The sequence below is a fragment of the Bacillus alkalicellulosilyticus genome, assembly GCF_002019795.1.
Classification (GTDB): Bacteria; Bacillota; Bacilli; order Bacillales; family Bacillaceae_F; genus Bacillus_AO; species Bacillus_AO alkalicellulosilyticum.
Map to the genome: position 1 here is coordinate 2,939,333 of NZ_KV917381.1, position 25,142 is coordinate 2,964,474.

General features: G+C 33.3%; 29 protein-coding genes, 1 tRNA gene and 1 pseudogene. 5 read left to right on the forward strand and 26 right to left on the reverse strand.

Annotation, left to right across the window (positions count from 1 at the left end; translation table 11 throughout):
• The 4 genes and pseudogenes from BK585_RS14660 to BK585_RS14675 form a co-directional block, all read right to left on the reverse strand.
• Positions 1–228 (reverse strand): DUF4926 domain-containing protein, encoded by a 228-nt coding sequence (locus BK585_RS14660; RefSeq protein WP_170885610.1) that lies wholly within the window; start codon positions 226–228, stop codon positions 1–3.
• 5 nt (positions 229–233) lie between these two features.
• Positions 234–431: a hypothetical protein gene (locus BK585_RS14665; protein WP_078554352.1), complete on the reverse strand. Its 198-nt coding sequence runs from the start codon at positions 429–431 to the stop codon at positions 234–236.
• Between the two features lie 29 nt (positions 432–460).
• A pseudogene (locus tag BK585_RS14670) lies at positions 461–634 on the reverse strand (CPCC family cysteine-rich protein); the annotation flags it as partial.
• 128 nt (positions 635–762) lie between these two features.
• Positions 763–1,248 carry a CDI toxin immunity protein gene (locus BK585_RS14675; RefSeq protein WP_078554353.1) on the reverse strand — a complete coding sequence of 162 codons (486 nt, stop codon included), beginning with the start codon at positions 1,246–1,248 and terminating at the stop codon, positions 763–765.
• A gap of 165 nt (positions 1,249–1,413) precedes the next feature.
• Between BK585_RS14675 and BK585_RS24915 the strand changes: the two genes are divergently transcribed.
• Both BK585_RS24915 and BK585_RS14685 read left to right on the forward strand, forming a co-directional pair.
• Positions 1,414–1,788 (forward strand): DUF7674 family protein, encoded by a 375-nt coding sequence (locus tag BK585_RS24915; RefSeq protein WP_419095571.1) that lies wholly within the window; start codon positions 1,414–1,416, stop codon positions 1,786–1,788.
• Between the two features lie 298 nt (positions 1,789–2,086).
• Positions 2,087–2,326 carry a hypothetical protein gene (locus BK585_RS14685; RefSeq protein WP_078554355.1) on the forward strand — a complete coding sequence of 80 codons (240 nt, stop codon included), beginning with the start codon at positions 2,087–2,089 and terminating at the stop codon, positions 2,324–2,326.
• A gap of 154 nt (positions 2,327–2,480) precedes the next feature.
• Here the strand turns inward: BK585_RS14685 and BK585_RS14690 are convergent, their stop codons facing one another.
• Entirely contained in the window at positions 2,481–3,095 is a 615-nt protein-coding gene (locus BK585_RS14690; RefSeq protein ID WP_170885612.1) for a tyrosine-type recombinase/integrase, read from the reverse strand.
• Between the two features lie 563 nt (positions 3,096–3,658).
• Between BK585_RS14690 and BK585_RS24110 the strand changes: the two genes are divergently transcribed.
• Positions 3,659–3,760: transfer RNA gene (locus BK585_RS24110), tRNA-OTHER, on the forward strand.
• Between the two features lie 221 nt (positions 3,761–3,981).
• Here BK585_RS24110 and BK585_RS14695 read toward each other — a convergent pair.
• From BK585_RS14695 to BK585_RS14710, 4 genes are all read right to left on the reverse strand, one after another.
• Positions 3,982–4,488: a YsnF/AvaK domain-containing protein gene (locus BK585_RS14695; protein ID WP_078554357.1), complete on the reverse strand. Its 507-nt coding sequence runs from the start codon at positions 4,486–4,488 to the stop codon at positions 3,982–3,984.
• A 147-nt stretch (positions 4,489–4,635) separates the two neighbouring features.
• Complete coding sequence (locus BK585_RS14700; protein WP_078554358.1) at positions 4,636–5,115, reverse strand: YsnF/AvaK domain-containing protein; 480 nt, start codon at positions 5,113–5,115, stop codon at positions 4,636–4,638.
• A 402-nt stretch (positions 5,116–5,517) separates the two neighbouring features.
• Positions 5,518–6,174: a hypothetical protein gene (locus BK585_RS14705; RefSeq protein ID WP_078554359.1), complete on the reverse strand. Its 657-nt coding sequence runs from the start codon at positions 6,172–6,174 to the stop codon at positions 5,518–5,520.
• A gap of 261 nt (positions 6,175–6,435) precedes the next feature.
• Complete coding sequence (locus BK585_RS14710; protein ID WP_078554360.1) at positions 6,436–7,023, reverse strand: hypothetical protein; 588 nt, start codon at positions 7,021–7,023, stop codon at positions 6,436–6,438.
• A 346-nt stretch (positions 7,024–7,369) separates the two neighbouring features.
• Between BK585_RS14710 and BK585_RS14715 the strand changes: the two genes are divergently transcribed.
• The gene (locus tag BK585_RS14715) at positions 7,370–7,975 is read left to right on the forward strand and encodes a dienelactone hydrolase family protein (RefSeq protein ID WP_078554361.1); all 606 of its coding nucleotides are present in this window, start codon (positions 7,370–7,372) and stop codon (positions 7,973–7,975) included.
• Between the two features lie 76 nt (positions 7,976–8,051).
• On the opposite strand, the gene BK585_RS14720 is transcribed toward BK585_RS14715, so the two are convergent.
• The 17 genes from BK585_RS14720 to BK585_RS14800 all read right to left on the reverse strand — a co-directional run bounded on the left by BK585_RS14720 (position 8,052) and on the right by BK585_RS14800 (position 22,216).
• Positions 8,052–8,909, reverse strand: a complete 858-nt coding sequence (locus tag BK585_RS14720; RefSeq protein WP_078554362.1) for a PhzF family phenazine biosynthesis protein — start codon at positions 8,907–8,909, stop codon at positions 8,052–8,054.
• A 377-nt stretch (positions 8,910–9,286) separates the two neighbouring features.
• Positions 9,287–9,541 (reverse strand): hypothetical protein, encoded by a 255-nt coding sequence (locus BK585_RS14725; protein ID WP_078554363.1) that lies wholly within the window; start codon positions 9,539–9,541, stop codon positions 9,287–9,289.
• A 113-nt stretch (positions 9,542–9,654) separates the two neighbouring features.
• Positions 9,655–10,038 (reverse strand): ACT domain-containing protein, encoded by a 384-nt coding sequence (locus BK585_RS14730; RefSeq protein ID WP_078554365.1) that lies wholly within the window; start codon positions 10,036–10,038, stop codon positions 9,655–9,657.
• On the reverse strand, positions 10,035–11,045 hold the full coding sequence (locus BK585_RS14735) for a hypothetical protein (protein WP_078554366.1): 1,011 nt from the start codon (positions 11,043–11,045) through the stop codon (positions 10,035–10,037). The genes BK585_RS14730 and BK585_RS14735 overlap by 4 nt, the downstream gene beginning before the upstream one ends.
• A complete protein-coding gene (locus tag BK585_RS14740; protein WP_078554368.1) occupies positions 11,029–11,553 on the reverse strand; it encodes an RNA polymerase sigma factor in 525 nt (174 codons plus the stop codon). Before BK585_RS14740 ends, BK585_RS14735 begins: the two co-directional genes overlap by 17 nt.
• A 258-nt stretch (positions 11,554–11,811) precedes the next feature.
• Positions 11,812–12,216: a hypothetical protein gene (locus tag BK585_RS14745; protein ID WP_078554370.1), complete on the reverse strand. Its 405-nt coding sequence runs from the start codon at positions 12,214–12,216 to the stop codon at positions 11,812–11,814.
• Positions 12,217–12,469: 253 nt separating this feature from the next.
• Positions 12,470–12,973 carry a hypothetical protein gene (locus BK585_RS14750; RefSeq protein ID WP_078554371.1) on the reverse strand — a complete coding sequence of 168 codons (504 nt, stop codon included), beginning with the start codon at positions 12,971–12,973 and terminating at the stop codon, positions 12,470–12,472.
• A 238-nt stretch (positions 12,974–13,211) separates the two neighbouring features.
• Entirely contained in the window at positions 13,212–13,757 is a 546-nt protein-coding gene (locus BK585_RS14755) for a hypothetical protein (protein WP_078554373.1), read from the reverse strand.
• Positions 13,758–13,963: 206 nt separating this feature from the next.
• Positions 13,964–14,512, reverse strand: coding sequence for a hypothetical protein (locus tag BK585_RS14760; RefSeq protein WP_139367572.1), 549 nt, complete (start codon positions 14,510–14,512; stop codon positions 13,964–13,966).
• A 285-nt stretch (positions 14,513–14,797) separates the two neighbouring features.
• A complete protein-coding gene (locus BK585_RS14765) occupies positions 14,798–15,757 on the reverse strand; it encodes a DMT family transporter (RefSeq protein ID WP_078554377.1) in 960 nt (319 codons plus the stop codon).
• Between the two features lie 396 nt (positions 15,758–16,153).
• Entirely contained in the window at positions 16,154–16,795 is a 642-nt protein-coding gene (locus tag BK585_RS14770) for an ABC transporter ATP-binding protein (protein WP_245805843.1), read from the reverse strand.
• 1 nt (position 16,796) lies between these two features.
• Positions 16,797–17,660: a hypothetical protein gene (locus BK585_RS14775; RefSeq protein WP_078554379.1), complete on the reverse strand. Its 864-nt coding sequence runs from the start codon at positions 17,658–17,660 to the stop codon at positions 16,797–16,799.
• On the reverse strand, positions 17,653–18,378 hold the full coding sequence (locus tag BK585_RS14780) for a hypothetical protein (RefSeq protein WP_139367573.1): 726 nt from the start codon (positions 18,376–18,378) through the stop codon (positions 17,653–17,655). The genes BK585_RS14775 and BK585_RS14780 overlap by 8 nt, the downstream gene beginning before the upstream one ends.
• Positions 18,379–18,425: 47 nt before the next feature.
• Complete coding sequence (locus BK585_RS14785) at positions 18,426–19,610, reverse strand: hypothetical protein (RefSeq protein WP_078554383.1); 1,185 nt, start codon at positions 19,608–19,610, stop codon at positions 18,426–18,428.
• 250 nt (positions 19,611–19,860) lie between these two features.
• Entirely contained in the window at positions 19,861–20,415 is a 555-nt protein-coding gene (locus tag BK585_RS14790; RefSeq protein WP_078554385.1) for a BUD32 family EKC/KEOPS complex subunit, read from the reverse strand.
• A gap of 43 nt (positions 20,416–20,458) precedes the next feature.
• Positions 20,459–21,403 (reverse strand): N-acetyl-gamma-glutamyl-phosphate reductase, encoded by a 945-nt coding sequence (gene argC / locus BK585_RS14795; RefSeq protein ID WP_078554387.1) that lies wholly within the window; start codon positions 21,401–21,403, stop codon positions 20,459–20,461.
• Positions 21,404–21,685: 282 nt separating this feature from the next.
• Complete coding sequence (locus BK585_RS14800) at positions 21,686–22,216, reverse strand: VanZ family protein (protein ID WP_078554389.1); 531 nt, start codon at positions 22,214–22,216, stop codon at positions 21,686–21,688.
• Positions 22,217–22,552: 336 nt separating this feature from the next.
• Here BK585_RS14800 and BK585_RS25005 point away from each other — a divergent pair, with 336 nt between their 5' ends.
• A complete protein-coding gene (locus BK585_RS25005) occupies positions 22,553–25,069 on the forward strand; it encodes a methyl-accepting chemotaxis protein (protein ID WP_078554391.1) in 2,517 nt (838 codons plus the stop codon).
• The last annotated feature ends 73 nt before the right edge of the window (positions 25,070–25,142 follow it).

Here is a 25,142-nt window from a genome sequence, read left to right on the forward strand (position 1 = left end):
CTAATCTTTGCTATTTTCACCCATCTCCGAAAAAGACTTATAGGGTTTAAACCAATCTCTTGACAGTGTTCCCCAAAACGTAGTTACACCATCTTCGTCACAACACTCAATATCAAAATGATTCTCATCAAAAACGACTAAAATTGCTCCTAAATCCCCCTTTTTAAATTGACCTTTTGGACAATCCTTCACTATTTCAACAACATCCAATTCATTATATTGATGCACTTGTATCACACCCTTTCTATTTGAAAACAAGCTGTCATATTATTTTCAATCTTTTCACTTTCAACCTCACCTAAGATTTCCACACTTTCAGGGAACAGTTCTAGTATCTCATTAATTTTTTTCTTTCTTAGCATCTTTTCTTCCTGTTTCTTTCTTGCTTCGATTATATTTTGTAATCTCCTTTTTCTATCTTCTCTTTTCATTGGATAATGCACATTCCCCACCGATTGTCCTTGTAGTTTCGTCCCTCCACAAAGCAGACTCCGTTAGCACCACCCCAATAATCTGGATTTTCATTCATCACATTATCGTCTTCCCAAAAACAGAGTTTACAAATATCATACGTTCCAGATGCTTATTTATCAAGGGTTTTATAGCCACAACAGGGACAAGTGTATTCTTCCAATGCAGTCACTCCTATTTAGTAAAGCTATTATATATTTCTTATTCAACTCTCTTCTGCCCCTTACTTCAACAACTGTAGGAACTGTAACTACAACAGCTCTTAAACTAATCCGTTAGTGAATTAACATATCATTTCCAACCTATGCTAACGATGTCATCATGGTCAATTTCAACTACATATCTTAGTGAAGGACAAAAAAACCATTGGTCTGGACCCATGTAAATAACATCCTCAATACAGTCTAATATTGTAAGTAAATTGGTCTTTACAACTGGGTATTTATATTTGCCAACAATAAGGTAAACGGGAACTGTTATATCAAAAGATTTATTCGATAAAACAGTAGGGATATTCAATATATCTTTTGTAGTAAAAATAATTTTATTGTCTACTTCCTCCCAATCAATTCTTCCCCAAGATGCAATTGGAAAACAATCTGTCATATTGCTTTCAATCTTGTCACTTTCGACCTCATCTAAGATTTCCACATTACTTTCTTTAGGAAACAGTTCTAACAACTCTGCAATTTGGTTTTTTTTTTGCATTTTTTCTTCCTGTTTATTCCTTTCTTGAATTAACTGCTCTAATCGCCTTCTTCTATCTTCACTTTTCACGGGATAATTCTCCTTAACCACCAATTATTTATACAATATAATTTACTGTTGCTTCTTTCAGTAAACTGCTCCGTTGAATAACAATTCTCCAGTTAATTATACCGTAAAATAGTAAATTAATCCCTTTTACCTTTCAATAGCACAATCCTTACGAAAACAGCCTATATAAAACATTGGGATGAATATTTTCAGAATAATTATGAAAGTGGAGACGAACAGTTACTATATATAGATTTAGCTGATTTTGCTACTTATTTTGTGGATTTGTATAAACAAAATGAGCTAAGTGAGTTTCCAGCAGTGTTTAAGGTAATTGAATTGTTGCATACAAATGGCGACGACTTTGTAAAAGAGGCTGCGTCTGTTGGATTATTGGAAGAATTGCAAAATAGATTACTAAGTAATGAAATAAATACGAATGTTTTTAATCGATATTTAAAACAAGAATCATTAAAATGGTGGAATCACCTAAATGATTTTTGGATGGCAAAACTCAATATGCTGGTGGTCCAGAGAAGTAGATTATTAAAGGGAATGTAATCCCGAATATGGAAACGTATTATACACTTAAAACATCGCATATCGAGATATAAGTTTTGTTTCTTATTCAATTAGAGCGCCCTTAATCCCAAAATAAGAATAAAACTCTATAATCCATTTTATTGGAAAAGTATGTTAAGGTTATATTAGTAGGTTAATTGTTTGATTTTTCCGTAATATTACAAACGGGGAGTTTCGAGAAAGAATTTGTAGCTTTCCTTGTTCCGAATGCGTTACAACAAAAAGTAAATAGGTTAAAAAGACAGATTGAAATTATAAGGGAGGTTTGTTTAATCAAATGGGTATTTATATATTAATCTTAATAATCCTATCCCTGGTTATTAGTTTTTTCTTATTTATGATTTATAATGTGGAGAAATCGGGAACAGAAATAATTGCTTTTTCAATTCTCATGGTCTTTACTGGGTTTGTTTTTTACTACATTGACCAGCATGGAATGTTTGGACATTTTATTGGTTTAGGATTAGTGTTAGTAGGATTCTTTTTGGGAAGTATGCGTTTTCTGTATAAACCCTAACATATTGATTGCAATGAATTGTGAATAAATACACTAATTGGTAGTGCAATAAGGAGAAACTACTTTTAAGGACTTCCTGGTTTTGGAAGCCCTTTCTTTTTATCATAAATCAACAACAACCACTAACAGAGCCTTTGTTTAAAAGAATTATTTCCTAATTTTCGTTTTGGAGTTTACTTCTGGTTTCTTGTTCGTCAATTTTATCCGCTAAATAATATTTGATGGTATTCGATTCAACTCCTCGATAAGATATCAAGGATTCAAGAGGAATAGGCATTTCATATGGGCTATTAATAGATATTCTTCCTAAATCACGGAAAGTAATTTTCCGTACATTTGCTTTTTCAATTAGGCGGTTAAATTTCCTAATAAATTTGTAATAGGACTGGGTTGAACCCTCATTATTTGGGAAAACAAGCTCTAAAGTATGATAATGCTCACCATATTGCTCTTTAACCAACTGCTGATTTTCCTTGTGTTTTTGCAGTTTAACAAGAAGGTTTCGCGATAGGGTTACTGTTCGGAAACTAGGCTTTCGTTCTAAAATTTCATTTTGTACTTGTCCAGCAGAAATAACACTTCCGACAGTACATGTTCCACTTTCAAAGTTAATATCACTCCAAGTAAGAGATAATAGTTCTCCTTGTCGAACCCCCGTAAAAAGTGCGAATTCAAATATTAATTCCTCTCCTTCCTGCTTCGCCACTTCTAGAAACTGCCCCATCTCTTCAGTACTCCATAATATAGTCCGTCTCCTTTGTTTATTCATTTTGGTCACTTCCTTTATCGATTTTGAAAATCCTCTATAATAGTTTTCCGGAAAATATCCCTTAATAATTTCCTTCTGAATTTCCTTCTCGTTTCTCTTTTTATTAAAATTTTTGCTTCCCTGTAATTCCATGAAGAAGATTATTATAAATAAACGGTTGGATATGCGCGTATTAAACCTTACATAAAATTTATAGTGCCATTCCTGTTGTTACAAAGAACAAGTGTCAGTAAATGTACCTAATCCCTATTTTTCACAAAAATATTAGTTAATAAACAAATAGTCAGAAAAAAATAAAAGTTTCGGAAATTTAATCTGATATAAATGTTATTTTAATTAACTATCTACAACCACTGCGTATTTTAAAGATTGCAGATAAAGACGTTAATGAAAATGTCATGGACTAAGTAGGATCATTATATTATAGAGAAGAACAATGCCATTTGATTTTATTTTGGTTGTTCAACTATTTTAGTGGTGCCGAGTTTGGTGCCCGTTTTTAAAAATTTCATGGTACTACAAAATATAAGCTAGCATCGAAACCCTAATGTAGAGCATGTTTTGGTACTATAAGGTACTAGGTATAACAACCTCAATAGAACTTCAAAACCTCTCGGGAGGCGCGTGCCGTCTCCGGTGGGTTCGATTCCCACACAGTCCCGCCAAACTATACATATTAAGGGGTTCGGTCTTTTTCTTTTCTTATTTGGAAAGGCGAGACTGAGCCTTTTTTGTCGTTCTGCAATGCTATACACCAAACACATCTTAGTATTAGAACACATATATTTAAAGTTAAATCGCAACCCTTTTACACGTTAGATATTTAAACAAATTAGAAGAGTAGTGCACCAATGGGATTTATTAAACAAAGGTACAATTAGTGTTGCTAACTTTTCTCTTTTACATCTGCATTTCCTTTAATCTCAATATCCGCCGTTTCTTTTTTTACCATTTCGTTTACTTGTTCTATTCCTTCCACTTCACGCTTGGTAATAGAAACTTCATTCACTTTGACAGGATTTTTAGTTATTTGTACTTCCTCTTCTTTTATAGGGATCCGGTACACTTCTTCATCCCCTGCTTCAATGACCATCTCCTCTCGTCTAAGAGGAACAGTAATTGTTTTTTGTTCTTCTACCACTTCTTTATGAACCTTGACCTCTCCAATTTGAACACGCTCTTTCGTGATATCTAATTGTTCCTCACGCAGAAGCATTTTTCCATCATCAGGCTCAGTTGTTTCCTCTATTCTCTCTTCATTTCGATTCGAAAAAAGCATATAGCTAACTCCAGCAACAATAGCCCCTAAAATAAGAGCTATAAAAAGGTTAACATTTAATACCCATCCAACGACGCCGCCCATAATTGCTCCGATAATAATATATTTACCCATAGGGACCCTCCTAATTGATTTTTATTATTGTTCCCCATGCTATAAAAATTATTGAGAAATGAACTCAAAGAAAGCCTGCTATGAAAGAATTTCTCATAACAGGCTAAAGTAACAAATATTTCTTAAAGCACTTTTCTGAACTTCAAGTTAGTCTTTCCTAATAATATCCGTATCACCATGTTCTTCCACTTCAGCGACTTCTTTGTGGAGTACATCGCGTACTTGTTCAACCTCTTCCACAGAACGCTTATGAGCAGAAATTTCCCCAGTTACGACTGTATGCTTATCCACATCGATTTTCTCAGCAGTAACTGGTATATGAATCGTCTCTTCCTCAGTGATTGGTTCATCCGTAAGCTCGTGGGCAACCTCTCGACTTTCGATAATTACTTGATCATGGGCAACAGGAACATTGACAGTTTGTTCTTCTTCGACGATATCTTTATGGAGAACTACGTCACCTGTTTGCACACGATCTTTGTGAATATCTAATTCTTCTTGACGAAGATCAAGATGTGCTTGTTCCGCAGCGAATTCCGTATCTCTTACTCCCTCTGCTTCTCTTATCTCTTTTTGTCTTTTCTCTCGAGTTTCTTCATTTTCGTTAAACAAGTCAAAAAATCCCATTGAAAAGACCTCCTAGGAAGATTTTTTAGATGATACAATAATTATGATGACCTAACTGTATTGAAAATATTCTGTTGTTTGACCTATAAATTTGTCCATAAGTTAACTGAAAAAAGGGGATTTAATTTATATAATTAGGTAAAAACTAAAAGAAGAATTTGGTTAGAACATTCATAAAGTCAAAAAGCGTACCTTGCCATCTGCAGATACGCCCCACCCCTATTTTTTTAGTTGGAAATGAATATCTTATAACTAATTTTTTCACAGAATCTAAAATTAATGGAAGTAATACACTTTATCAAAAATTCACATTTTAACTAGTTATGTCCTGCTTCTATATTAATTATCTGTTTGTTTTTACTTCTTGTTCAAGTACTCCGCACGTAGTTTTTCAAGTTGCTTCTACCCGTATATATCAAGGCCAACTACATTCATGTTTTTATCATCGACAATTAAAACAATTTGTTTTGCAAATGTACTGAAAGTGCGAATTGTCACTGACTCTTTCAAATTATCTTCTAACTTCCATCCGGTTGGTTGAAGTGAAATTGAACCTCTGTCAGTAAAAAATGAATTTATAAGAAAATCACGTATCTCCTCTGTCTCATCAATATGAAGGGGAGTAATCATTTCTTGATTAACCAAAAAATGTTTCAACTCCCTTGGACCTGTTGGTAAATTGAGATTATTTGTCCGATATAAATCTGGAATTACAGGATATATACCATTTGAAAGTGAGTCCTTTACTAATCTTTTCGACTCCTCTTTAAGATCCATAACATTTATTTCTTTTAGCTCTCCATCAATGAATATTTGCTTTATATCAACATAATGAGGAACTACTTCATTCATTATCGTTTTTACTACATTTTGGTTTGGGGTTGGCAACGATAGTAGAGAATCCGTTTCAAAAATAAAATCAAACGAGGCAAAAAACTGGAAAACTGGACCCATTTCCTTTAATTCATTTGTTGTTTCTATGCTCTCAATAATTAGTTCACCATGATCGTTATTACATTCAAATGATGGTTCATCGAATTCTGTAATCCACTTAAGCATAGTTACCTCCTCAGTTAAGCATTATTAATATCCACTCTATACCTAATTGTGAACTGTTTCTTCCTTTATCTCCATTGCATTGACTTAGGATTCAACTTTTCATTTAAACCCTCTGCTTCTCTCATAAAAGAGTTTATATTAGAAGATATAGAGAAATATTTACTCCTAAACCAACCAAAAAAAGGGTTTCCTTATATACTCAATAATTATATTTAACAGAGCTTATTTTATAATAAAAGCTTACTCGAAAATGACTTAATATCACCGTATCTCATCGATTTTCCAACCATCTTCGTTAATCATTACAAAACTATATTCACTGCTGTATTCATTACTTTCATCAATCATAATATAATTTAGTATAATTTTACCTTCTTCTTTTGAAAAACTTCTAAAATGCTCAATTCCCATTGGTATCCATGTCATCATGGATTCCGATCCCATACTATTCGCAAAAAAAATAGTATCACCATAATCATCACCAGGTGCAGATATATTCTCAGAAAAGAAAAGCTTGGCTTCATCTAAGGTTTGACATAATGAATATAACTCAATTTCATGTGTTGCATCCTCAATAATAGCCAAATCAACATCCCAAATTGTTGACATTAAGGCTGTAATTTCATCTTCTAAACGTATTATTTTATATGATAATTTCTTATTTTCCCATTTTAACTCATCAATAACTTCTTCATATTCTATATTAATTACTTCTTCACTTTCTTCATTATTCATATTTTCTTCTATGCCAGCCGCCGTTTCAATAGATTGCTCATTAGATTCTTTAAAACTACCTATTATTGGAATAATTACAAAACCGAGAATAACCAAAACTAAGTATTTTTTCATATCTTTTCTCCTATATAATTCGTAATAAAAAATATAACAATTCCATTATTTTACCATTTAGGTATCGAATTGTATATAAACTATCTTTACAATTAATAATGCGTTACAAAAAGTTTTGATATAATTGATAGATTAAAAGATATAGGCATCTAAGTCTATCATACCCACCCTTTCACTTAATGTAGTTCCTTTGATTATGTTTCCACGTAGGATAAAATAAAATTTTTCTAATCTCTATATTGGATGAAAAAACAAGCTGTAGATAAGAAGGATGATAAATGAATAATAAAAGCTATAATATGTTATAAAATGTATTTAAAGATTCTTAGGTCTACGGGAGGAGTAAATGATTAAATTAACTCATAGTAAAAACGACTTTGTTATCATTGTAATTCACGAAATTTATGGGATTAATCAGCATATGAAGTATATTTGTGAGTTTTTATCAGACCAGAGATTTGATGTTATTTGTCCAAATTTATATGAACATGAAACTTCCTTTGATTATTCAGAAGAAGAAATTGCATATCAGCATTTTATGGAGGGCGTTGGTTTTGAAAATGCATTACATAAAATAAACACTCTCTTGTCAGCACTTAGAAATGAATACAAAAAAGTATTTGTCGTCGGATTTAGTGTTGGTGCCACAATCGCTTGGTTATGTAGTGAGGACGAGTCTGCCGATGCTGTGGTGGGCTACTATGGTTCACGTATTAGGGACTATGTTTCCATAATACCCAAAACTCCAACAATGCTATTCTTTCCAGAACAGGAAAACTCCTTTAATGTCGATGAGTTAATTTCAACTTTGAATAAGAAGAATAGCAAGGTTTATAAATTTATCGGACAACATGGTTTCAGTGATCCGTACTGCTCAAAGTACAATGAGGTGTCAGCACAAAAAGCGCTTAAATTAATAATAGACTTCTTTCAAAGAATACAATATAAATGAAATTGACACAGAATTAATAAAAACTTTGAAATTTGGTCAATTTCTTTAATAAGTTATAGTTGGCATATGAAGAAGTCTAGTATAGTATCCCTTTTGTTACTATTATTGCATTCCCGCCTACCATAACTCTTGGATTCTCTTTATTAACTAATTTTGTAATGATAGTAGAAGGTCTGCCCATACTATACCCTTGAAGGAAAGTGTACTCTTTATTAAAATTCCATAATACATGGTTGCTAAAAAGATAATAAGTTAAGGCCCCATTTGAAGTACCTGTTGCTGCTTCCTCATCAATCCCATAGAGTGGACAAAAATTTCTACTCTCTGCTATACCTTCTTTTGTATCGAGAGTAAATGCATGGACTCCCCCTACATTATTGCTCTTTGAAAATTCAGCAAGTGCTTTAAAATCTGGATTAAGAGCATACAAAGCATCCTTTGTTTTAATTGGAAGCATTATATCCCAAAGACCAGTGCTTGCAGCTTGAGGTACTAAATTGTAATTTTCACTCTCAATTTGGCTTTTATCGATATTAAATAGGTCGGACAAACATTCGAAATCATCAAATACTTTACCTAACTTAGGTTCAGCTTGCTCCATCATTATAATTGATTGGTCCAATGTTACTGATAGTGTACCAGCGAGTGTTTTTATATAATATGTATTGTTATTTTCAACATCGCGACTGTCCAATAAAGCTTTAAAGGATGCAATGGTCGCATGTCCACAAAGTTCAACCTGAGAAGTAGGTGTGAAAAACTTTATCTCAAACATTTTATTGTTAAATTTTTTTATAAATGCGGTTTCCGAAAAGCGAACTTCTGCAGCAAATTTCTGCATAAACTTTTCATCTAAATCATCGTGGATCACTACACCAGCAGGATTACCACCAAACTTTGTATCTGTAAAAGCATCAATTACATAATATAACAATTCTAATTCTCCCCTATTAAGTTTTTAAAAATTGTATGTTTGCCTACGTAAAAGCATTTCAGTCTTCCAGCTTCTTAGCTATCGGTTACTCTTAGTTGATTTGTGCTTTTTCAGTGCCTTCGTTATTACAACTTTTTGGCTGAGAATGAAATCACATATAATAGATGATTACTATTATTACATCAATCAGCTCTTTAGTTTAAGTTCTCTACTACCAGATATGGTTGTACTGCTTACAAAATGTTAATTAGTGTCCTTCAGATAAATACGTTGTTATTGAAATACTTGAAGGCGTTAGAATGAAGTATTTCATTGTGAAAACTATATATTTCTTTAGTTATTCATACACCTATCCTCCTTAGTTATATTTATCGAAGTCAATACCTAGTATTCCACCCACAATTATCAGTAAGACAACCCCCATGGATGTATTTCGCTTTGGTAACTCTAATGTTACGGTAGACTTTGATATTTAACAAAATAAGCGGTACAAAATAAAATGCTGTGACTATGAGACTAATGATAAACATAAGAAAAAACAATAGGTACACGTTGAGAACGATTTTTGTCAGGATATACCCAAACACAATATTTGCAACTAGTCCAATAATCACAGTTTTAGTTTTCTTCAAAATAATCCTCCTACTTCAATCGTAGTGACCTTTTTTTGAGATGACTGATTTACAATAAGTGTTTCTTTGTTCATCTCCCATGACAAAAATGTTAGCCTCTATACCATTTATTCCTAACATTTGATAAATACATGACCCGCATTCTCTAAGACTACTTTTGCTTTTTCTACGGAATGCAGCTTTATCAACAAATAGTCAGTATTAAAAGTGGAAATAGCAAAAATACTTATATTATTTTCCGCTAACGGCGTAGCTAAAGAAGACAATACTCCTGTTAAACTAAAATCCAAAGGTCCCTCTATTTTGATACATTTCCAATCAGGTTCCATCTCGATAAGATTATCATCAGGAACATTGACAGTAGGACAAACTATAGAAAGTTCTTCGTTAGTATGTGTAATAGAAACGAATTCCCCTTTGCCTGCCCATGATGGTACATCATCTGTTGTTGATAATTTTATAACAGAATATAATTCGTCCAATATGACTAGATTCATATCTTAATCACCCCATAGTTAAAGTTATACTTTCTTAGACAGATATCTTTATTGTACAGGAAGTTAGCAAATGCAATAAAACTACTGTTGTTCAATGATTGATTTTGATACTTTATATAAATCATCCCTTGAAATACCTTCGCTACTGTTGAATATTCAGTCACACTGTTGATTTGATTTGTTGTAGTGTGTGAATTTGCATTCATACCGGTTGGCAAATCATTTTTATTTGGTAGTAAAACATTTCTGTTTGTTGTAATAATTCCCTCTTCTTCATTTTTATTAGGCTGCTCCTCGTCACTCACTTCTCCTTTATTATTTACACTTCTAGAATAGTGCGTCACATCGGTTGACCCATGCATGGTATTTCCACGTACGTAGTAATCGAGATCACGGTAAATTTTTTGAAGTTCGTGAACTAGTCGTTTTCTTTCTTCTTCATTATCCATTTTTAATTCTAGTTCAAGTAAGATATCATAAATATCTTCAAAGTCTTTCTTTAAATGGGGGTTTTCAGTCACTGCTATTACTTCTAATATATCTGGTATTCTATATTCCATAGACGCTTTAAAATTTTCAAGGTTAAAATTATCATGGTCCCAACCATACATGACATACCCATTCATAGTAGAATGACCAAACAAAATCTCATAATTAATTAATTGTTCGATGTCGTCACTTTCTTTTTTTTCACTCTCTGCCTTATTATCAGGTTTCGTCTCTTCCCCAATAGTTGAAACATTTTCATCTTCCTCTACTGGTGGAGAGGATGTACCATCATTATTTGTTAGAAAATTAATGGTTATCATGATAAAGAGTAACGGAACAACTACACTTAATGCGTACATAGACCTACTAAAGATGGTCCGCTTTCTCTCCGTTTTTTTAATTATTGCTTCTATATTTTTTCCTACTAACTTGTTTCTAGATTCTTCCCATACAATATTGTCGTTCAATCTCTTTAATTGTTTATCAAGTTCGCTATCGCCACTAAACTGATTGCTCACAGAAATACCCTCCTTTTTGAATCTCCTTCTCCAAAGACAATAGGGCTCTTGGTAACGTAGACTTTACCTTGCTTTCAGTCCAATTTAATACTTCCGATGTCTCTCTTATAGAAAATCCTTTTATTTTTCTTAAAATAATTACATCCCTATGAGATTTTTTTAGCTTATTAATAGCTGTTACTAAATAATCGGACTCCTCTTTTACCTGCAATGTCTCTTCCGGTAGTGGACTTGTAACACTTTTCCGTTTCAAAAGTTCTTTTATTACGTTTATCGTTTTTTTCTTCCTTAAATAATCAAAGGTTATATTACGAGCAATACTAAATAACCATGTCTTCGGATTGGATCTCCCTTCAAAAGAATCATAGTTTTTATATGCCCTAACAAACGTTTCTTGCGTTAAATCCTCTGCTTGTTGGTAGTCATTTATTAAAAGGTAAATGTATTTAAATATATCAATGCTATAGCATGAATACCATTCTGCAACTTCTTCCCCTGTACAAGACAAAAAAACACCTCTTCCCCATTCTTTATTTATATAGACGTATGCCAAAACTAAAAGTCGCACTTTTAACTATTTTTTCCTAACAAGTACAATATTAAGAGAAAAACATTTTTTAAAATTATTAGAAATAGCTATACTAAATACTACTATGATTTAATAATTACGACAGTGCTGAAACAAAAAAAAGCGTACTAAATCTTCTGGATTTAATACGCTATCTATAATTTTTTATAGAACTTTTAAGATTTTTTTACATGAGAATTATAAATTTCTATAACTGTTATACCAATCCCTGCCTGTATCCCATTCTTTTACTGGGTCTATGTCCCCTAATATTTCAATACAAGCCAGTGCCATCACATATTCTATTAATCCATCACTATTTGATGTGCTAAACTTATTCATCATATAATTCAATGCTTTGGTACCCTGACCTACAATATAATCGAATTCTTCTTGATTATCTTTAATGTAATCAGAAGGATTAGAAGATGCTGATGGAGTTCCAATTATTTTTCCTAATGCCTTCTCAATGTCATAACCCAGATTTTCTTCTATCTCTGTGTTGACATCATCGACAGCTATTTCTTTCTTCGTTTCAACGTCACTACAAGCGGAAAGCATTAGCAAGATTAAAGTTATTAAAATGACAACTTTTCTTTTCATAGTACACCTCCAAAACCTCTATACAATAATTCTAAAGAATTATTATAATCTAAGATATTCTCTTTAAGTCTACTAAACCCTTCATAAGATGGTCTGTTTCTTTCTCAAAAATCATGTGATAACGATGGACTTGCAGGCTACTTATAACTTGCCGTTTTGTCTGGAGAATGTGCAAATATATTCTTCAGAAGATATCCTTGATTCCATACCTGAATTCGAAAAAAAGCAGGTTAAATCGCCTTTTGTTATATTTTTATTCAAGTAAGTCAATTCCACTAATTTTCCAATCGTCAAACTTTGTAAGTTCAAATGACCAGTTATCATTATAGGCTGTACCATCTTCAAATGTAGTTGTAAAAGAACAGGTAACTATTACTTTATCTTTTTCTTCGTAAGAGAAATCTATAATCTCAAGTTCAGAATTATTCCAGGACCACGTTACACCATGATATCCCAAGTGCAAAGTAGTCTCGATATAATCAGAATCATCAATTAGATATTGTTTCCCCAGGGAATAGCTACCACTATTTATAAATCTATGAGTTGTATTAATTGCCTTTGAAATACTTTTAGTATCATTAGATAGCATTTTTTTTTCGTATTCCATTGAGGTGATGGTCTCTTTCATTTTTTGATTTTCAGCCAATATATTTTCAACATCTACATTATCATATTTATAATATAATTCTATACTGTATAGTAATCCTCCAAATATAATAATTGATATAACTAAAACTAATAGTTTTTGATTGCTCATAATACCCTCCATGAAAATATGTCAAGTAATAAGTTTAGCAATAAACATTATCAAAAAAAAGGTAACATTGGACCATAAATATAAACTTAATAAATGGTAAAAATAGTACCCAAAAAGACAGGGACAAACAGGCATCCTCTTGTATAAGGCATTCAACATCCATCTTACTTTCTATATCTATGAGTTTTACTCAAAAATACTATTACATTTATTAATATCTATACATTCACTATTTTCCCTACTGTTTTAAGTCAACTTGTGTGTCTTCTGCATATTGAGAGTGGAAAATTATTTTATTGTCATCAATCCATTCAGCATCGTCTACTCCCAACACTTCTAAATTGCCAGCGTAAACCCTCCTAGTTAGAATTTTATGTTTTTCCACTTTTTTCATCAGACCAGGAATTGATGTATAAAGGTAAAACTCATAAAAGTGATTGGTTTCTCCAAATGTAACATCTCTATGTCCTATCATTACCTTTACGTTACCAGATGGAGAGTCAATGGTATGATAGGAGTTGTTAGTTAGCCCAAACCATCCTAAATAAAGGAATGCTGTAAAGGTAACGATAATAATTAGCACTCGGTGTAACTTGTGAGTAATTGCAAAAGCATAAAATGAAACTAAAGTAAGTAGGATGAGCAACTTATTATTCGTGGATTTCACAAAGGAAAAATAATAATTATTTTTAGACATTATAAAAACAACCAAATCAAAAACTAAAACGAGAATAAAGAATATCATTGTGCCATTTCTTATCCGTAATCTCTTGGTTTTATCCATTGTCATTCACCTCTTAATCTTCCCCCATACTATAAAATTCAACATTTTGATAAGAGAAAAACTGAATACCTTTTGTCAACCGAGCTTACTCTGAGCAATTTATAGTTTAATTTAGCTGTCAAATTTCTTAAGAACGGTTTTCTGTAAATGTTTACCAAATTCGAAACTCTTAATGTCTATTTACTTATAAGAATGCTTCCGTGTATTTAGTCAACAATATATCCTAAACTAATATGAGCAACCTTTTCATCAAAATGTATAAATGCTATTCTTATATTGTTATTGTGGTCAACATAACCAATCTCATTTAATGTTTGACTACTATCCTTGTATATATAGTAATCCTCTCCATATAAGTCAATGACATCTTCAAGGGGCGTTCCTCTTGTTACCCCATACATTGTCGATGCATTCGTATTATTTTCTAAATGCGCAATCATTACAATTTCTCTTGTTGCTCTATCGACTCTAATAATATGTTCTTCATTCCAATACAAGTCATAACTCATTTTAGATGCTTTTGGTGCAATATCCTCATTATCAGGGTGAACCACAAATTCCCCATGTTCTTCGATAATTTCAACGTCGGTTATGTCCATTCCTAACATAATTCCATCAATATTCTCGTTTGATAAATCAGTTGATTTCACCTCATTCATAGCTTCTTCACGAGTGATATAATTAGTACAACCAGAAACATAAAAACATATAAATACAGTTAAAAGTAATAGACAAGCTCTATTAATGTCCTTCAACATATACCTCCCACTTGGTACATCCCATATTTTTTTCTTTAGTTCTACCATAATCAACCGCCTACATACATAGATATTCTATGTATGTAGGTAAAATAAAACAACTATAAGTAAATACAAGTATTAAATACATAGATAAACTAGGTATGTTATTAGTCTATATTATATTTTTTGAAATTTCAAGGGTATTAGAAAAAATTTTCCAACTAACTAAAGAATACTGCAAAACGAGTTCCATTCAATAACTCCAACACGTTTCACCTCTTGTTTGCATTATTCGTTCAATCATGTGATGTTACTAGTATCCATTAACCTTCGATTCTTTAAGTACACTCCCAGTAAAGCAAATAGTGTTAAATTCAATATCCCGATAAGTGTAGTAGTGGACCATCCAATCCGAGGATCTAACAATTGAAATATGAAAGTGAAAATGGGTACAAAGGCAATTGTAACCATCACAAAAAAAGTGTCGCAGTATTTTATCCCGACCTGTAGCATGTAAAGCGGTAAAAGTACACCTAAGAAACTTAATAGAACAATCCAAAGAAAGTGTGTTGACAATTGAGAAATTAAATGACCTTCAAGGATAGCCAAACATAAGGAAGCTATGATAATAAAATAAAATCGATGGGCAAGGATATGTGAAGACTCCCACCCCTTCATACTAAGTTTTTTTGAATACTGAGCAGCGAGTACTGCTCCAACACCACATAATAAAGAAGCGGATAATCCAAGGATAAATTCTCCTGAAAGTACGAAGTGTAACCCTGAACGTCCGGTTAGAGTAGCCCAAACAAGCAAAAGACTACTGGCAAGTGTTCCCCAAGCTACAGTGGAGTCCGATTTGAGAGTTTTCATTCCTGGTGCTGCTGCCTTGGCTAACAGCAAAGCAAATACTGGACCAATGCCAATTTCAATAGCACTTACTATAGCTGGTTCAACATATTTCAGAGCATAGAAAAAACACATAAAAGCTAGGGCAGTATATAGATTTAAATATAAATAATCCTTCTTACTCGCACTGTCTAATTTTCTTGTATTCCCTTTCTTCTTTATCGAAACAATAATAAAAAATAGAGCCGTAAATAAAAAACTAATAAAAGTAAAAGCAAAAGGGCTGAACGCTTGAACTTTATTAGCATTAAGAACTTGAGTTATAGAAGTTAAAACTGCTGAACCTAGTAAGAAAATCGTACCAATAAGATATGTATTTTTTGCATTGTTCTTATTAGTAAAACTAGACAATGATAACGTCCTCCCTACATATGATTATACAAAAGATAATTTGAGACTATTAGCAACATAATATCTTAATATTGTTGAATATCGATAGACTGGTAGTAATGATTATAGAAATTGGCTCTTCAAGAGGAGTGAAACATTTAATGATATATTTTCGCCCTACATCTTTCCTTAGTTCCCATTATAATTTATCCTATGTACTGTCCTACCCATAATGAGTATTACTATTAGCATTGATTCTGTTATTGGTATCATAGCAAAGCTACTAAAAGACGACCACCTAAAAAGTGATCGTCTATAAGAAAACTAAACGTTTAGTTTCTCAACTATGATTTGATAGATTACGATATATATTTTGATTACTGTTGGGCAGTTGCTGCAAATTAACCTGCCAGCTCGCTATTCCCGTACTTTCGTTAACACACCATTATCCATTTCAAAGACTGTATCACATAATACCTCTATGTCTTCTGCAAAGTGTGAAGACAAAAGTATCGTGACACCTTTTTGTTTTAACTCCTTAAACACTTGACGCATTTCCAAAACACCACTTTTATCCAAGCCATTCATTGGTTCATCAAGTATCAGTAAGCTCGGTCTCTCCATAATTGCCTGAGCTATTCCAAGACGATGGCGCATCCCTAAGGAATAGTTTCTCACTCTTTTTTTGCTTTGTGGGTCAAGTCCTACTAGTTTTAACGTTTCACGGATATCCTCGTCTGTAATTCGGCGACGAACTGATGCCAGTAGTTTTAAATTTTTAAATCCACTTAATGCTTCAATGAAACCCGGCTCTTCTATAATAATTCCAATATCCTGTGCAATAGCTGGTTTCACTGGTTTTCCTTCTATCAGAATTTGACCTGAATCCAGTCTTATAAACCCACAAATTGATTTGAATAGAACGGTTTTTCCAGATCCATTTCGCCCGATCACTCCATGGATTTTTCCATGTTGTAGCTGAACAGAAACATTCTGCAATGCTTTTGTTTCTTTGAACTGTTTTACCGCATCAATGACTTCAATCATATACTCAGACACGTTAGTTCCCCCATTCCATAATATTCATATCTTTTTTACAAGCTACTATAACTGAAATCATACTCAACAAAGCGATTAACCCTAGTAAAACGAGACTTGCATATGTCGGTGACGGGATATTTCCCGTGTAATCCCAATCTAAATAGGATATACTCATCCAATTAAGCGGAGAAAAATATAAGATTGCTTGTCCAAAAGTGACATAGCCCAAATAATTGGTAAAGTAAGAAAGACAGATGAACAACGCTGTTGCTACTAACCCACTCATCTTTCCAATTGTAAGATTAAAACAAAAAATCAATACTCCTATGAAAATAGCTACTAGCCAAAAAAAGAAAATAGCTAACATTGTAGCTCCTATTGGTGAAAACGAAGAAAGAATCTGTTCATCTATGAATACCGAGAATCCAGCTGCTTCTGGATTGTGGACCAATGTTTGAAGAACTGTTCCCCATTCCAACGTCCACCTTATGTTAGGAAATAACACAACATTTGAAACAACATAGATAAACATTGTAAATACAAAAGCCGATATAATGATGTAAAGCAGCTGGCCCATGACCCAGTTTCTCCTACCCGTTCGAATCGCAAGAAAAGGTGTGTGCCGATCAACAAAAGGGGCATCACAGTATAAAAGCATAATAAAACAAGAAAAGACAACAATCAGAAGAGGATGTGAAAAAATATGGGTAAATAGCCAGGGTGATACGAACATATTATGTTCTGCAGCAAATTGAGATAGTCCATATAAATGATAAGCTAAAAAAGAAACAATAATAGCAAAGATTGCATAAATACGTGGGTTGATTATCCACTTTTTAAAGTTCACAAAACTACACAAAAAAATCATCTTAGTATTATTCATTTTGAAACCTCCTTCTCAACTGGAACCAAGCTGCCAATCCTAAAAGTAGACATAGAATTCCTACGATTGCCAGTTTCAACAAAAGAGAAGACAAGGGTGTACCTGCATCATATAACCACTCTACAATCACCACAGGTCTTAAATACTCAGGGACAATGCCTGAACCCGAAGTGAATCGGTGTAACACAAGATAGATGACCAATGGAGCAGAAATCGTGACAAATTGATTAGGAATTAAGGTGGAAACCCAAAATGCTGTAACAGCAAAAAGCGTTGCCGTTAAAGAAATGTGTATAGTTACAGCCAGTAAATAGGCTGTAGGCATATTTGCATCTAATAAAGGCGCGTAGCCCCCACCGGTAGTATTCATTTCATAGAGTGGGAGTTTTACATGCATAACTCCAACATAGAGTAAAATACCGATTGCAGTAGTCAAAAATCCTGATAGCGCAGTAACAATGATCTTTGAGATTGCGTAGTAAGCTGTACCAGTTCTAATAAGCCAAAAGCGAGTAACCCTTTGTTCCCATTCTATAGAAAAGGCTGTTGAGAATGGGATTAAGGCAAGTATGCCCGCCTGTATAAAGATGACAATATTGCCACCATAAGCAATATTCAACATATAGATGGCATCCGGTGCATTATTTATATGTCCCCATGTACTCATGAACAAAACGGTCGCCACAGCTAGAATACAAACAACAAATCTAACAGACATAAAAGCTCTCTGACAGTCTACAACCAAGAGTGAAAGAAATAATTTCATTAATTAGTACCTGCCTTCATAATTCGTTCCCCAGTGATTGCGTTTATAACATAATAGGAATAGGAGTGCGGTAGACTAATAGCAGCAAACTCTTCTTCCACTTCACGCGCTTCCTGTATGACAAAGACCCATGCAGGGATTAACTTGTAATTTGGGTGTTCCACTACTCCCACATAACAAAGTTCCATTGAATCTATTATCGTCTCCTGCAACATTATTTTACGAGAATAGTCAGCAAGAAGGATATCTAATGCAGCACTAGCACCCAGTAATTCGTAAAGGTCACTACTTCCTTCTAGATTGTAAAGACCAATAGAATCCAACTCAATTAATCCTTCCTTCGAAAAAATAGCAGAAGTAGGTGTTTCTGTTACCTCTCCTGCTCCGCGAGTCCCTTCTTGCCAAATTACATCAATGACAGGAATTTCATCGATGACTTGTCGAAAGAAAAATAGATACGCTTCATCTTCTTTGGAAAAAGTAAATTCGATTGGTTCTATATCATTGGTTCTCAAATGCTCAGCATTCCAATCATAGTGTTTCTGCATATTTTCAACATCTAGTGAATACGCCTCCGAAACCTCCATGTCAGGAAAGCCAAGAGTAGCTAACGTGTTTTCCACTTCGGATAACGCGTCTTGGAAAGGCAGAAAAGCTAAATCTTCATACGAGGAATAATTACTTTTCGTTTGGAATGTATACATCTCACCAGGCCCAGGTTCATTACTGACAACATCCCAGATCTTCTCTCTATTAACGCCTTCTTTTTCAAAAACCATATAGCGCAATCCTCCAACATTAACGAAGTCATCCACTAGTTTTTCTCCCTCTCCATAGATCTGTAAAAATTCCTTCATAGAGGTACTAACAGCTTCATAATATCTCCCTGTAGCCCAATCCTCCACCGAGACTACATCGCCATGTAACAATTCTTCTATTACTCTGTCCGTATCAAATTTATAAAAAGAAGCTTGATATTCTTTTGCCTTCTCGAATTCCTTTACATCTTGACTTTCAAATCCTAATGATAAATTTGTTGGAAATTCAATGTTTTCTATATAGGTTGCTAAGTCTACCTTTATAGCTGGTTCACCCTTTTCCATCTCAGCCTGGTCTACCTTATTTTCACATGCTGTGATAATCAATAAGGATATTATCGTTAACATAATTACTATATATTTCATTATATTTTCTCCCTTCATAAAGAAAAACCTCACAGGAATAACTTTATTCCATACTACTCAACTAGTATTAACTCAGTGGTTTTTCAAAATCTGACATATAGTGACAGAATATCAAAAATAGTATAATACTATTTTAATTACTATATAATACCATTAAAGTATATAAACGTAATTTAACTAATTATAGAGTTACCCTGAAAAAGTATAGGTTATTGTACTATAGTTGCGTTTCACGTGGGATTACAAAATATTATCCAAAATATAAATGTTGATGTATGAATTGTAAGTATTCTTGTAGCTTTATTGATTTATCTTTATCGTTTAATCGAATATTTGCTACCCATTTATCAACAAGTGAATTTAGATATGTATTCCATGTGAAATCTTCAAATTTATTAAACTCCAACCTACGCCAAAATACGGCCTCTTTTAACTCATCATAAGGTAAGGAGAAATGAACTTTAGCCAATAGTTTACCTACATCAAAGAGTATCTTTTTATAGGTATGTCTATCCAGGTCTTTTACTCTTTCTTTTAGTGGAATCCCATTCCACCATTCCTGTATCATTATATATGTACTATCATTGATATTTCCCTCATTTATAATTTGGGGAACTTCAACCCCTTTATCATATAGCCTCGATATACTATCGGTCTCACGGATGAAGGTACTATGTTCATCATATATTTTAATAGCAACGTAATTGTCTTTATATATTCCTTGGAATACAGACACACTTGGACGGATACTAACTTTTTCTTTAATTTGAAGCTGGAATTTCTCTTCAATTAAAAGTGTATTCATTCTTTTCTCCCTTTTATGTTTTCGCATAAGTCTTGCTTTTCTACTACTCTAGTCCACTAACTTCGTCAAAACCAAGCATGATGTTCATATTTTGAATCGCTGCCCCAGAGGCTCCTTTTCCTAAATTATCAAATCTAGTAACGAGTATTATTTGATTGTCATGACCGAAAACAAATATATCCAAATAGTTTGTGTTGTTGCAACTCATAAGATTAAAGAAACCGTCTTCAAGATAGGCCTTAGAGTCGTATGGCATAACGCGAATAAAACGTTCATCTTTATAATAAGTGGCAAGCAGTTCATGAATATCTCTTGCAGTTACTCTCTTTGTAAACAATCTAGGCAAGAGAGGAATAGTAACCGCGTCACCCTGATAATAGTTACCGACTATTGGTGTAAAAAGTGGTGCGGTACTTAAACCAGAGTGTAGTTGCATTTCTGGAAGATGCTTATGATTAAGGTTAAGTGCATATTGTCTTGGTGCAAAAAGATGCTCTCTATTGGAGTTTTGATATTTAGAAATAAGGTCCTTACCCCCACCACTATAACCAGTAAGCGCATAACAAGTTGTTGGGTAATCTCTTGGTATAATTCCTTCAGCTACTAAAGGGTGTATAGCCAAAATAAATCCTGTTGCGTGACATCCTGGGACAGAAACCCTAAAAGAATTTTGAATACTATTCCTTTGATTTTTATGTAATTCTGGTAAGCCGTACGTCCATTCCTGATGGGTCCTAAAAGCCGTACTCGCATCGATTACTTTGGTCTTATTATTACTAATCATCGATACTGATTCTCTTGAAGCAGAATCAGGAAGACAGAGGAATACGATATCAGCTTCATTGATTAAAGTCCTACGGGCCTCTAAGTCCTTCCGCTTTTCCGACTCAATCTTGTATACCTCTAGGTTAGGATTCTTCGATAAGTACTCATGTATTTTTAAACCTGTTGTACCCTCCTGACCATCTACAAATATTTTATATTTCACTTTTGTCACCCCTAATACGGAACTTTTGAATAATTATATAACTTTATGTATTTTTATTCAATATTAGTATTAGATTTTTAACACAGCTTTACCCTCGTTTTTCTGAATCCTTCTATATAAAGAACTTTGCTGTGCTGTATGAGTCTACTTTGACTCACTAATATTCCTCTAAAATATGGCCCAATTCTAGAACAACTTTCTTTTAAACTCTTCTCTTCCGTTAGTAGAACAGCGATAGCTTTTATTACGCACTCTCCCCGTTCCTTTAAGTACGATTCATTACTAAATCCTTTTTCCTAAGATATATCCTATAATTGCTCCTAAAAATGTACCAAATGAGTTAAGGATTACATCATCTATATTTGAAATTCTTCCAATGGCTAATGCATATTGTAGGACTTCAATAATTATAGATAGCAACATTCCTATTAATGTTGTCAACAATATCACTTGGCTTTTTGAAAACATTCTTATCGCCATAAAAACTCCGAATGGAATAAATAAAACAACATTAAATCCTAAAACTCTTATTGGTACTGTATAGTGCACAGAATTAAAAAGCACGTCTATACTACTCACAAGTGGAACTAATTGAATTCCTGATAAAGAACCAGGAAGCATAGTTACCATTAGAATCCCTAAAATTGAGAGAAGCAAAAACATGTTAATTATTGAATAAAGAAATGCTGTCTTTTTCTCTTCTCCTATTTTTATCTTTCTATAATACAGAAACCACCCTACAAAAATTACAAAGGGTATGCAAATCAAAAATAATGGTATTACTTGGCTAAAAGCTCTCCACAATTGCTCCAAAAACACAACCTCATTTCCGTAAATTATAATTTAACCTATAATTTACCACAAACCCATTTCTAATAGAATATAAAAATTGGGAAAGTAGTTTCTATTTTTTATGCTGTATGAAATATCAAAGCTATTACTGATACAGCTATGGCCCGAAAGAAAAAAGTGCTTTTGAGCGTCCTGATTGTTCCAGATACTCTCCTTCTCACTTTTCACAATTAGCAATTTATAGAACTTGTGGGACCTATTGTCGTTTTCAGAATAATAGAGTAAAATGAACTAGTTCTATTCTACTAAGCTAATAAGGACATACTAATAGCGCATTAATACTAAAGGAGAATCAACATGATAAAAAGTACAGGTAAGAACATCGTAATGAAAAGCAAGATGCTGTTTAAAGCGGAATTACTCTACTCACTAAAAGCAAAGCTCGTGTTACTAGGTGTCGTTTGTCTAGTCATATTATTATTAATTGGTGGCACTTCACTAGTTATGTTAAGTAATAATAATGATAACTATAAAATTACAAGTGACATGAACCAAGTTAACCGCTTAACAGAGCAGAATGAAACATTGAATGTATTGTATCTGTCTTCCATGGAAATGCAACACCTAGAGGGGATCAGTCAAAATGTTAACAGTGCATATAAGATTATTCGCTCGAAGAATCCTACTCTGAAATATAGGAAAGATTGGAAGGAACTAGAGAATATATTAGACCTAAACAATTCAAACATGAGTGAAATCACTGAACTTACCAAACAACGTGGTTTTGAACCAACAACAGGTATTTATCAGAAATTAATTGAAAATGAAGGGGCATATCAAGAACAGTTACATGCATTAAGTGATATACAGAGTTGGGTTGATATACCGATGCGGAATACTGGCAATTTACTTGTTGAAACTGAAGAAGTTGACGGTAAAACATATAGTATATATCGTTATGTAAATGATATTCCCGATGTAGGGGATCGAAAAAAATTATCTGCTCGTATTGGCGGCGATTCTGTAGATTATAACGAAACAGTCTACTTAACTAATATTGAATTTGTAAATGATTCCACCTCAACATCGATTGACATTGAAACCGTTTCTGAATTTGCACTACAGAACAGTTATGGGGCAGCGCTGGGCGGGCTTACGTTTGAAACTTTTCAAGATAAACCTGCCCTAATAATAGATACTAATTTTAGTGCAGAAAACGCAACTTGGGAAGAGGTTGCAGTTGAAATAAATGTTTCAGATCTTGATGTAACTACTTATGACCAAATCACTTTCGATATTTATGTAGAAGGAAGTGCTCCACAAAACTTATCTTTAGGCGCAGCGATAGACCAGCGTTATGACTTTAATTATGCCTCTAATCAACTGAGCCATTTGTTCAGTGACTACAACAAGGCTGTCATTGAAGGGAAAGGGCCTGAAGTTACAGATTATCATGAACAAATTACTTCTATTATTAATGAAGTAAGAGTGAATCTTGCACAGTATTATAGTACAAATGATACACCAACAGAGGCTATATCTATTATGGAAGATAGATTGGCGATTTTGAAGGAAATACATGAAATTGATCAATCACTTGTTCAATTAAACAATGAGAACACTGAATTGGTAGCGCAAGCACGCGGTATTATTGAAAGTATGCACGTTGGCATTTCTGAGGATATGGCCACAGCAGAGAATAAATTAAGAGTGACGATTATCATTCTTAGTTTGACAGCTATTGCAGCAATTGTAGGTATTCTAGTTATTATTACCCGTAGTGTTCAAAAGAATTTAAATCAATTTAAAAATGTTCTTCATGAAATGGGAAAAGGGAATTTAAGTGTACGTGCAGAGATTACGTCAAAAGATGAATTCTCGATGTTTTCAAGGTACCTTAATGAATTTATTAATCAAATAAGTGAAACATTGCAAACCATCCAGCGTTTAACGTTAGAAGTAAACGAGAAGAATAAAGTAGTCTACGACGTGATTCAAGCTGTTGTAAAAGGAAAAGAAGATAGAGACGGTATCCTTCAAATCCAGGAGAATTTTAAGTTAATTGAAAATAGAGTTACAAATCAAAGTGCAAATACAGAAGAATCACTAGCAAGTCTTCATCATATTCTTGAGGCGAGTAAGGATTCAGCAAGGGAAATTAGTAGTACGAAAGAGATTTCTGAGAAATCGCTAGCAAGTGTTAGAGACGGTGTCATTATAAAGGATACATTAAATGAAACCATTAAAGGGATTTCAACGAGTGTCGTTCGTTCTAGTAATGAAATTCGTGAACTAATCGAATTTGCAAAATCAATTGAGGATGTATTATTGACGATTGAAAATTTCGCAAGTCAAACTAACTTACTATCACTAAATGCCACCATTGAAGCGAGTAGAGCAGGTGAAGATGGTAAAGGATTTGCTGTTGTTGCAAACGAGGTTAAAAAGTTATCTAATGCTACAAGTTTAGAAACACAAAAGATTGGTAAAATTATCAGCAATATTAACAATAAAATATCGCAGGTACAATCATCAAATGAAGAGGTTACATCACACGTAGAGAATACAACTCGGATTGCCGATCAATTCACAGATATTGTGGACAATATGAAAGAATCTACAGAGTATAGCACGCAATATGTTACTAATCTTATGTCAAAAATAACAGAACAGATGGAAAGCACTGAAGAAATTGTAAAAGCAATTGATATAATTAGTACTGATTCTCAGGAAATTCAAGATAAAACCATGTATACAACAGAAGTTACGGATCAATTAGCCGAAAACTTGGTTGAAAACCTTGAGGTAGTTGAAGAATTAATGAGAAGTATTACGGAAATCAAGGATAGTATTAATACGTTTAAATTAAAGTAGAGTGATACTACTCACATTCTACTTAGGCTGAGCAAAAGTTGACCATTGCTCAGCCTTTTTTTGTTTCTTTTCC

Excerpts from the sequence above, each read along its gene's own strand:
- BK585_RS14665 (WP_078554352.1), bottom strand. The coding sequence starts at position 431 with ATGAAAAGAGAAGATAGAAAAAGGAGATTACAAAATATAATCGAAGCA.
- BK585_RS14715 (WP_078554361.1), top strand. The coding sequence starts at position 7,370 with ATGATTAAATTAACTCATAGTAAAAACGACTTTGTTATCATTGTAATT.
- BK585_RS14710 (WP_078554360.1), bottom strand. The coding sequence starts at position 7,023 with ATGAAAAAATACTTAGTTTTGGTTATTCTCGGTTTTGTAATTATTCCA.
- BK585_RS14790 (WP_078554385.1), bottom strand. The coding sequence starts at position 20,415 with ATGAATACACTTTTAATTGAAGAGAAATTCCAGCTTCAAATTAAAGAA.
- BK585_RS14700 (WP_078554358.1), bottom strand. The coding sequence starts at position 5,115 with ATGGGATTTTTTGACTTGTTTAACGAAAATGAAGAAACTCGAGAGAAA.
- BK585_RS14775 (WP_078554379.1), bottom strand. The coding sequence starts at position 17,660 with ATGAATAATACTAAGATGATTTTTTTGTGTAGTTTTGTGAACTTTAAA.
- BK585_RS14695 (WP_078554357.1), bottom strand. The coding sequence starts at position 4,488 with ATGGGTAAATATATTATTATCGGAGCAATTATGGGCGGCGTCGTTGGA.
- BK585_RS14755 (WP_078554373.1), bottom strand. The coding sequence starts at position 13,757 with ATGGATAAAACCAAGAGATTACGGATAAGAAATGGCACAATGATATTC.
- BK585_RS14685 (WP_078554355.1), top strand. The coding sequence starts at position 2,087 with ATGGGTATTTATATATTAATCTTAATAATCCTATCCCTGGTTATTAGT.
- BK585_RS14690 (WP_170885612.1), bottom strand. The coding sequence starts at position 3,095 with ATGAATAAACAAAGGAGACGGACTATATTATGGAGTACTGAAGAGATG.
- BK585_RS14750 (WP_078554371.1), bottom strand. The coding sequence starts at position 12,973 with ATGAGCAATCAAAAACTATTAGTTTTAGTTATATCAATTATTATATTT.
- BK585_RS14745 (WP_078554370.1), bottom strand. The coding sequence starts at position 12,216 with ATGAAAAGAAAAGTTGTCATTTTAATAACTTTAATCTTGCTAATGCTT.
- BK585_RS14785 (WP_078554383.1), bottom strand. The coding sequence starts at position 19,610 with ATGAAATATATAGTAATTATGTTAACGATAATATCCTTATTGATTATC.
- BK585_RS25005 (WP_078554391.1), top strand. The coding sequence starts at position 22,553 with ATGATAAAAAGTACAGGTAAGAACATCGTAATGAAAAGCAAGATGCTG.
- BK585_RS14705 (WP_078554359.1), bottom strand. The coding sequence starts at position 6,174 with ATGCTTAAGTGGATTACAGAATTCGATGAACCATCATTTGAATGTAAT.
- BK585_RS14730 (WP_078554365.1), bottom strand. The coding sequence starts at position 10,038 with ATGAATCTAGTCATATTGGACGAATTATATTCTGTTATAAAATTATCA.
- BK585_RS14780 (WP_139367573.1), bottom strand. The coding sequence starts at position 18,378 with ATGTCTGTTAGATTTGTTGTTTGTATTCTAGCTGTGGCGACCGTTTTG.